Raw genomic sequence first — 8,900 nt, 5'->3', positions numbered from 1 at the left:
GAATTACAGCGGCTGTGTTTGTGCCTCAACCACCGCCAGCGCCACCATATTAACGATTCGACGAACAGAGGCGATCGGCGTTAATACATGAACGGGTTTCGAGACCCCCATCAGTACCGGCCCAACAGTGACCCCTTCCGAACTGGAAACACGCAGCAGGTTGTAACTAATACGCGCCGCTTCCATATTCGGCATCACCAGAATATTGGCCGAGCCTTTCAGCGGGCTGTCCGGCATCCGGTCATTACGAATGCTTTCCACCAGCGCGGCATCACCATGCATTTCGCCGTCAATCATCAGGTCAGGCGCACGTGCTTTGATAATCTCCAGCGCGGCGCGCATTTTGCCGGCAGACGGACAGTTGGACGAACCAAAGTTAGAATGCGACAGCAGCGCCACTTTCGGTTCGATACCAAAGCGACGCACGGTTTCCGCCGCCATCACGGCGATTTCCGCCAGCTCTTCCGGCTCAGGATCGTCATTGACGTAGGTATCGGCAATAAAGGTGTTGCCGCTCGGCAGCAGTAACGCGTTCATCGCCCCGGCGGTATGGACGCCTTCACGGTAGCCAAACACCGCTTTCACCACGCTGAAGTGTTCATGGTAATCACCGATAGTGCCACAGATCATCGCATCCGCTTCACCGCGCTGTACCATGATCGCCCCAATCACCGTGGTGTTGGCGATCACCGCACGCTGCGCCTGCTCCTGGGTAATGCCTCGACGCTTCATGATCTGGTAGTACTCGTTCCAGTACTCTTTAAAGCGCGGATCGGATTCATTGTTGACGATCTCAAAATCGACGCCTGCTTTGATCTGCAGCCCCAGTTTTTGAATGCGCATTTCGATTACGCCCGGACGGCCGATCAGGATCGGCTTCGCCAGACCCAGCGTGATCAGTTCTTGCGTTGCGTGCAGCACACGCGCCTCTTCCCCTTCCGGCAACACGACACGCTTCGGTGCTTTGCGTGCCTGCGAGAAAATCGGCTTCATGAACAGGTTAGTTTTGTAGACAAATTCCGTCAGCTTGTCGACATAAGCGTCAAAGTCGGCAATGGGACGCATTGCCACGCCGGAATCCATTGCTGCTTTGGCAACCGCTGGCGCAATTTTAACGATCAGACGCGGGTCGAACGGTTTTGGAATGATGTATTCCGGGCCGAAGCTCAGATCCTGGTCGCCATAGGCCGAGGCCACGACTTCGCTTTGCTCGGCATGCGCCAGTTCGGCAATGGCATGGACCGCAGCCAGCTTCATCTCTTCGTTGATTGCCGTCGCGCCAACGTCCAGTGCGCCACGGAAAATGAACGGGAAGCACAGGACGTTGTTGACCTGGTTCGGGTAGTCGGAACGGCCGGTACAGATGATGGCGTCCGGACGCACCGCTTTTGCCAACGGCGGCAGAATTTCTGGTTCCGGGTTAGCCAGCGCCAGAATCATCGGCGCGCGGGCCATTTTCTTGACCATCTCCTGGGTCAGCACTTTCGGGCCTGAACACCCAAGGAAAATATCCGCGCCGTCAATAACGTCATCCAGCGTCCGTTTGCCGTCATCATCTACCGCGTAGGCCGCTTTGGTTTCAGCCATATTCGGCTCGCGACCTTTGTAGATAACGCCCTTGGAGTCGCAGACCACAATGTTGTGCTTCTGCATTCCCAGCGCCACCAGCAGGTTCATACAAGCGATCGCCGCCGCGCCCGCGCCGGATACCACCATCCGCACGTCGGAGATATTTTTCTCTACCACCCGCAGGCCGTTAAGAATGGCGGCGGTACTGATGATCGCGGTGCCGTGCTGATCGTCATGGAACACCGGAATATTCATGCGTTCGCGCAGTTTCTGTTCGATGTAGAAACACTCCGGCGCTTTGATGTCTTCCAGGTTGATCCCGCCGAACGTCGGTTCCAGCGCGGCAACGACGTTAATAAATTTGTCCGGATCGAGCTCATCGACTTCGATATCGAACACATCAATACCGGCGAATTTCTTAAACAGAACGCCTTTGCCTTCCATGACCGGTTTACCGGCCAGCGCACCGATATTGCCTAAGCCCAGCACCGCCGTCCCGTTAGAGATAACGGCAACCAGGTTGCCACGCGCGGTGTATTTATACGCAGCCAGCGGGTCTTTTTCGATTTCAAGACAAGGTGCCGCGACGCCCGGCGAGTAGGCCAGCGCCAGATCGCGCTGCGTGGCAAGGGGCTTGGTCGGAGAAACCTGGATTTTACCAGGTACCGGGAATTCGTGGAAATCAAGGGCGCTTTGCTTTAACTGGTCATCCATCTTGTTGTTCCTTTCACGTATCGTTCAAAAAAGTCACGCGCAGCCAGGTGCGTCGCACATTATCACCGCACTGCGGGACGCAAACTTTGAAGGTCCCCAAACTATCACGACTTAAATAAAGATTTCGTAATCAACTCATAACAACCATGTTACCTGCTTAAGCCAGCAATACCATGCCTGTCTGCTATGCTTTTTTGTGGTGCACATCATGAATTTCTCAGAAGTGTGATTTTAAGCACTCACCTAACACGTTACTTTTCAAGGAGTATTTCCTATGAACCAGTTAGACGGCATCAAACAATTCACCACTGTCGTGGCCGACAGCGGCGATATTGAGTCTATTCGTCATTACCAACCCCAGGATGCCACCACCAACCCTTCCCTGCTGCTGAAAGCCGCTGGCCTGGCGCACTACGCGCATCTGATTGACGATGCGATCCGCTGGGGAAAGCAGCGGGGTAAAACCCAGGAACAGCAGGTTGCCGAAGCCTGCGACAAACTGGCAGTCAATTTTGGTGCGGAAATTCTTAAAAGCATTCCGGGACGCGTGTCGACCGAAGTGGATGCCCGCCTCTCCTTCGATCAACAAAAGAGTATCGACAAGGCCCGCCACCTGGTGGATTTGTACCAGCAGCAGGGGATCGATAAATCCCGCATACTGATCAAACTGGCCTCCACATGGGAAGGCATTCGCGCGGCAGAAGCGTTAGAGAAAGAGGGAATTAACTGCAACCTGACGCTGCTGTTTTCCTTTGCTCAGGCCCGCGCCTGCGCTGAAGCGGGCGTCTTTTTGATCTCCCCGTTCGTTGGTCGCATTTACGACTGGTACCAGGCACGCAGCCCCATGGACCCGTACGTTGTCGAGCAAGATCCCGGCGTGAAGTCGGTGCGCAATATCTACGATTACTTCAAACAGCATCGTTATGACACCATCGTCATGGGCGCCAGTTTTCGCCGCACTGAGCAGATCCTCGCGCTGGCCGGCTGCGATCGCCTGACGATTGCCCCCAATCTCCTGAAAGAATTACAGGAAAAAGAAGAACCGGTCGTGCGCAAGCTGGTGCCGTCTTCGCAAACCTTCCATCGTCCCGCCCCCATGAGCGAAGCTGAATTCCGCTGGGAGCATAACCAGGATGCGATGGCGGTCGAGAAACTCTCTGACGGCATCCGTCAGTTCGCCGTCGACCAACGCAAACTGGAAGACCTGCTTGCGGCCAAACTCTAAACCTTGCCACGGAGTGTTCTATGTCCCGTAAAGACCTTGCCAATGCCATTCGTGCGCTCAGTATGGACGCTGTTCAGAAAGCCAATTCCGGTCACCCCGGCGCGCCGATGGGAATGGCGGATATCGCCGAAGTGCTGTGGAACGATTTTCTTAAGCACAACCCGACCGATCCAACCTGGTACGATCGCGATCGTTTTATTCTTTCGAACGGTCACGCCTCTATGCTGCTCTATAGTCTGCTGCATCTGTCAGGCTATGACCTGCCGCTTGAAGAGTTGAAAAACTTCCGCCAGTTGCATTCCAGAACGCCAGGCCACCCGGAAATCGGCTATACGCCAGGCGTGGAAACCACCACCGGGCCGCTGGGCCAGGGGCTGGCGAACGCCGTCGGTTTAGCCATTGCCGAACGCACGCTGGCGGCACAGTTCAACCAGCCGGACCACGAGATTGTCGATCACTTCACGTATGTGTTTATGGGCGACGGTTGCCTGATGGAAGGCATTTCGCATGAGGTCTGTTCGCTGGCGGGAACGCTGGGGCTGGGCAAGCTGATCGGTTTTTACGATCACAACGGTATCTCCATTGATGGTGAAACCGACGGCTGGTTTACCGATGATACCGCCAAACGCTTTGAGGCTTACCACTGGCATGTCGTCCACGAGATTGATGGCCACGACCCGGAAGCGGTGAAGAGAGCGATTCAGGAAGCGCAGAGCGTGAAGGACAAACCGTCGCTGATTATCTGCCGCACGGTGATCGGCTTTGGCTCACCGAACAAAGCAGGGAAAGAGGAATCCCACGGCGCGGCGCTGGGCGAAGAAGAAGTGGCGCTGACCCGCCAAAAACTCGGCTGGCACCATCCGGCATTTGAGATCCCGAAAGAGATTTATCGCGCCTGGGACGCCCGCGAAAAAGGCGAGAAAGCGCAACAGCACTGGAACGAAAAATTCGCCGCTTACCAGAAAGCGCACCCGCAACTGGCCGCGGAGTTCACACGCCGCATGACCGGCGGTCTGCCAGAGGCGTGGGAAAAAACCACACAGAAATACATCAACGAGTTACAGGCGAACCCCGCCAAAATCGCCACCCGCAAGGCATCGCAAAATACCCTTAACGTCTACGGTCCGCTCTTGCCGGAGCTGTTAGGCGGTTCGGCGGATCTGGCGCCGAGCAACCTGACAATCTGGAAAGGCTCGACCTCACTGAAAGAAGATCTGGCGGGCAATTACATTCACTACGGCGTGCGTGAATTTGGCATGACCGCCATCGCCAACGGTATCGCCCATCATGGCGGGTTCGTGCCCTATACCGCCACCTTCCTGATGTTCGTTGAATATGCGCGTAATGCGGCGCGTATGGCGGCGCTGATGAAGGCGCGGCAAATCATGGTCTATACCCACGATTCTATTGGCCTCGGGGAAGACGGTCCGACGCACCAGGCGGTGGAACAGCTTGCCAGCCTGCGTCTGACGCCCAATTTCAGCACCTGGCGTCCGTGCGATCAGGTTGAAGCCGCGGTGGGTTGGAAGCTGGCGGTCGAGCGCCATGATGGCCCCACGGCGCTGATCCTGTCACGACAAAACCTGGCGCAGGTTGAACGCACGCCGGAGCAGGTGAAAGCGATCGCCCGCGGTGGCTACGTGCTGAAAGACAGCGGCGGCAAACCGGATATCATTCTGATTGCCACCGGGTCAGAAATGGAGATTACCCTGCAGGCCGCGGAGAAACTGACCGGCGAAGGGCGTAACGTCCGCGTGGTATCGCTGCCCTCAACGGATATTTTCGATGCCCAGGACGAGGCATACCGCGAGTCGGTGCTGCCATCGAACGTCAGCGCGCGCGTCGCGGTCGAAGCCGGTATTGCCGATTACTGGTACAAATATGTGGGCTTAAAAGGGGCGATTGTCGGGATGACCGGCTACGGTGAATCCGCGCCAGCAGAGAAGCTGTTCCCTTACTTCGGCTTTACGGTGGAGAACATTGTGGAGAAAGCACACAAGGTTTTGAACGCCTGATGTCTGCAACGCCGGATGACGACTGCGTCGTCATCCGATAAAAAATCAACGCGTGATCCATAGCGTGGGCCAGGCATCTGGCCCATGCCAGCCATCACAGCTCGGCTCTTCGGCATAACGCACCAGACGAAAACGCTGACCGTCAAAACGCCAGCGAGTCTGGATGCCGCAGTCCGTTAATCCCCGCCCTTTTGCCAGGGTAACCAGTTCACGCGACTTCTCATCAAACACGGCGTTCATTAACTCCATGTCGTTACTTTCCGCGCCGCTGTTAAACGGTAAACGTAGGCGTACGGCGTGTGAGGCCAGTGGTTTTTTCCGCGACACGATCCACGCCAGATCGATCGTGTTGTACGCTCCGGCTTCGCAGGCAATCATCAACAGGGCTTTGTCATCGGTAAGGGCGGTCACCCGCACCTCACGGCGTGAAGGATCGAGTGAACACTTAATGCCGTTTATTCGCCAGTTGCCGTAATCAAGAAGGTCGTTGCGTTCGTCGAGGGAGAGCGGTGTGGGTGTTGGGTTAACGACGGCTACGCCTTTCAGCGCCGGTGCCGGTGGCACGCTCAGTGGAGGATCGTCCCCTTTTTCAATCCACGCCGTTTCGCTGCCCACCCGCTTCTGCTGCGCGTCGATGAACAACAGCGCCGCTTTCAGCCCGGCCAGCGAAATGGTTTGATTGCCCTTTTGCAGGGTAATCGCCTTCCCGTCCTGAATCGTCAGCAGAAATTCAGCGATAGTCGCCGGATCATCTGTCATCAGGTGCCACGGCGTCATTCGCCAGTGATCTGGGCTCAGCGCCAACGGTTTGCCATCCAGCAACAGGCGTGGCGCGATATCCGCTTCGTTGGTGGGCGCGGTCAATCCGCCAAGATCGAGGCGCAAGACGGCATCGGTATGCGCCCCGGCACTGCGGCTCAGCGTCATCACCAGCCCGCCATGTTCACCGGTGTTACGCGCGACGCAAAAATTCTGGTTATTACAGGTTACCTGCCAGTCAGAAAAGGCCTGTTGCGCGGGCGCGGCCCACAGCAAGCGGGCCGGAATCAGGCCGAGCAGGAAAAGGAAAATAACGCGATAGCGCATGGACGGTAATAACCCCAGAAGTCAAACGAACAACACAGGTCGTATCTTCGTTGTGCTGTTGACCATGCTCAATCGGATTTGTCGGATAGATTCAATCATTCGTAAAGAAATATAAACCTTATTTATCAATCCATTAAATGTGAGGATTGTAAATAGTTGAGCAATAACACGGTCTTACCGTCTCGTATTTCACCGGTTTTAATCATCTCCAGTGCCTGAGTAAACGGTAATTCCAGCACGTCGATGTCTTCGTCTTCCACACCACCCCCCGCGTTAGCACGCTGGCTTTCGCTGTATTCGGCGATAAAAAAGTGAATCAGCTCCGTCACACCGCCGGGAGACATGTACAGCTCAAAGAGCTTGCGCACCTCACCCACTTCATAGCCTGTCTCTTCAATGGCCTCTTTGCGAATGCAGGCTTCCGGCTCGTCGTTGTCCAGTAATCCGGCGCAGGTTTCAATCAACTGCCCGCTTTCGTTACCGTTCACCCACGTCGCTACGCGGAACTGACGAATCAGCACCACCGTCTTTTTCTCTGCGTTATACAGCAGGATCGTTGCCCCATTGCCGCGATCGTACACTTCACGTTTGTGGCGGATGACGTCGCCGTTCGAGCGGGTCAGATCGTAGGTAATATTGCGCAGGATGAAATAGTTATCAGAAAGGACTTTGTCTTTAACGAGGGTGATTTTTTGCGACATATCGACTCCACAGCGTAAGAAGAGAAATTATACTACGCCGTGAAGCCGGATTTGTCTGTGTAAGATAAGGCTGATTTATGCCGGACAGAGGTGAATTGTAGACCTGATAAGCGCAGCGCTATCAAGCCGGATGTCGGCTACGCCTTATCCGGCCTACGGGATAATCGAACGTTTACCGCCCCAGCCAGTCGATGATCCCCTGCGCCGCATGGCGTCCTTCCGCCATTGCGGTGACCACCAGATCGGCGCCGCGTACGGCATCGCCACCGGCAAAGATCTTCGGGTTAGTGGTCTGGTAACGGTATGTGCTCTCAACGTTCGCCGCGATGCGCCCCCAGCTGTCCACTTGCACTCCATGGCTCTCCAGCCACGGCATCCCGTGCGGATGGAAACCAAACGCCATGATCACGGCATCTGCCGGCATCACAAATTCACTGCCAGCAATCGGCACCGGACGGCGGCGTCCCTGGGCATCCGGCTCACCCAATTGCGTACGCAGAAAACGAATGCCGCAAACGCGCCCGTCCGCGCTCAGTTCCAGATCGACCGGCTGCACGTTGAACTCGAACTTCGCCCCTTCCTCACGCGCGTTTTTCACCTCTTTCTTCGAACCCGGCATGTTGGCTTCGTCACGGCGATAGGCGCAGGTGACCTGGCTTGCGCCATGACGCAGCGCGGTACGGACACAGTCCATCGCCGTGTCGCCACCGCCCAACACCACCACGTTAAGTCCGGCGGTGTTGATGTACGGCTCTTCAGGACATTCGTCCAGTCCCATCACCTGTTTAGTATTGGCGATCAGGAATGGCAGCGCGTCATAGACGCCCGGAGCCTCTTCGTTAGGCAGGTCGGCCTTCATCGAACGATAGGTTCCCACGCCGACAAAAACGGCATCGTAATCCTCCAGCAGCGCCTCCATTTTCACATCCCTGCCCACTTCGCAGTTCAGCTCAAAATGGATCCCCATCGCGCTGAAAATTTCCCGACGGCGCGCCAGCAGTGATTTATCCAGTTTGAAGGCCGGAATGCCAAAGGTCAGCAGTCCGCCGATTTCAGGGTGACGATCAAAAACCGTGGCGCTGACACCGTGACGCGCCAGCACGTCGGCGCAGGCAAGCCCTGCCGGACCGGCGCCAATAATCGCCACGCGCTTGTCGACCTTCTGGACATGGCTCAGATCCGGTCGCCAGCCGTTACCCAGCGCGCGGTCAGAAATGTAGCGTTCAATGTTGCCGATCGTCACCGCGCCGTGCTCGTCGCGCACCGTACAGGCGCCTTCGCACAGTCGGTCTTGCGGACAAACGCGCCCGGTGATTTCCGGCAGACAATTCGTCTGGTGAGACAACTCCACTGCCGCATCAATATTTCCGGCTTTCACCAGTTCAATCCACTGAGGGATGTGGTTATGTAGCGGGCAGGTCCATTCGCAAATACTGTGTTCACCACACTTCAGGCAGCGTGAGGCCTCCCGCTCCGCCTGAGCCGTGCGAAACGGCAGATAGATTTCGTCAAAGCTGACTTTTCGCGCGTCAATAGCCAGTTTGTCCGGCTCACCGCGCGCCGGCGTCGCGTGCATTTGCTCAATTTTGC

At 56.3% G+C, this 8,900-nt stretch carries 6 protein-coding genes; 2 read left to right on the top strand and 4 right to left on the bottom strand.

Features of this window, described 5'->3' with window-relative positions:
* Positions 1-3: 3 nt before the first annotated feature.
* A complete protein-coding gene (gene maeB, locus JTI98_RS10815) occupies positions 4-2,283 on the bottom strand; it encodes an NADP-dependent oxaloacetate-decarboxylating malate dehydrogenase (RefSeq protein ID WP_216081237.1) in 2,280 nt (759 codons plus the stop codon).
* A gap of 274 nt (positions 2,284-2,557) precedes the next feature.
* Between maeB and tal the strand changes: the two genes are divergently transcribed.
* Both tal and tkt read left to right on the top strand, forming a co-directional pair.
* Entirely contained in the window at positions 2,558-3,508 is a 951-nt protein-coding gene (gene tal, locus JTI98_RS10810) for a transaldolase (protein ID WP_044328174.1), read from the top strand.
* A 20-nt stretch (positions 3,509-3,528) separates the two neighbouring features.
* Positions 3,529-5,523 (top strand): transketolase, encoded by a 1,995-nt coding sequence (gene tkt, locus JTI98_RS10805; protein ID WP_044256901.1) that lies wholly within the window; start codon positions 3,529-3,531, stop codon positions 5,521-5,523.
* A 45-nt stretch (positions 5,524-5,568) separates the two neighbouring features.
* Here the strand turns inward: tkt and JTI98_RS10800 are convergent, their stop codons facing one another.
* From JTI98_RS10800 to JTI98_RS10790, 3 genes are all read right to left on the bottom strand, one after another.
* Positions 5,569-6,609, bottom strand: a complete 1,041-nt coding sequence (locus JTI98_RS10800; protein ID WP_042999873.1) for a DUF1176 domain-containing protein — start codon at positions 6,607-6,609, stop codon at positions 5,569-5,571.
* A gap of 125 nt (positions 6,610-6,734) precedes the next feature.
* A complete protein-coding gene (nudK, locus tag JTI98_RS10795) occupies positions 6,735-7,310 on the bottom strand; it encodes a GDP-mannose pyrophosphatase NudK (protein ID WP_044256903.1) in 576 nt (191 codons plus the stop codon).
* Positions 7,311-7,482: 172 nt separating this feature from the next.
* The coding region (locus tag JTI98_RS10790; RefSeq protein ID WP_252869579.1) for an FAD-dependent oxidoreductase at positions 7,483-8,900 on the bottom strand (1,418 nt) is incomplete at its 5' end.

The sequence above is a fragment of the Citrobacter sp. MGH 55 genome (genome assembly GCF_016906145.1).
GTDB lineage: Bacteria > Pseudomonadota > Gammaproteobacteria > Enterobacterales > Enterobacteriaceae > Citrobacter_A > Citrobacter_A amalonaticus.
The sequence above is the reverse complement of the archived record's forward strand: the minus strand, read 5'-3'. Positions and strand labels throughout refer to the sequence as shown.

Excerpts from the sequence above, each read along its gene's own strand:
- tal (WP_044328174.1), top strand. The coding sequence starts at position 2,558 with ATGAACCAGTTAGACGGCATCAAACAATTCACCACTGTCGTGGCCGAC.
- tkt (WP_044256901.1), top strand. The coding sequence starts at position 3,529 with ATGTCCCGTAAAGACCTTGCCAATGCCATTCGTGCGCTCAGTATGGAC.
- nudK (WP_044256903.1), bottom strand. The coding sequence starts at position 7,310 with ATGTCGCAAAAAATCACCCTCGTTAAAGACAAAGTCCTTTCTGATAAC.
- JTI98_RS10800 (WP_042999873.1), bottom strand. The coding sequence starts at position 6,609 with ATGCGCTATCGCGTTATTTTCCTTTTCCTGCTCGGCCTGATTCCGGCC.
- maeB (WP_216081237.1), bottom strand. The coding sequence starts at position 2,283 with ATGGATGACCAGTTAAAGCAAAGCGCCCTTGATTTCCACGAATTCCCG.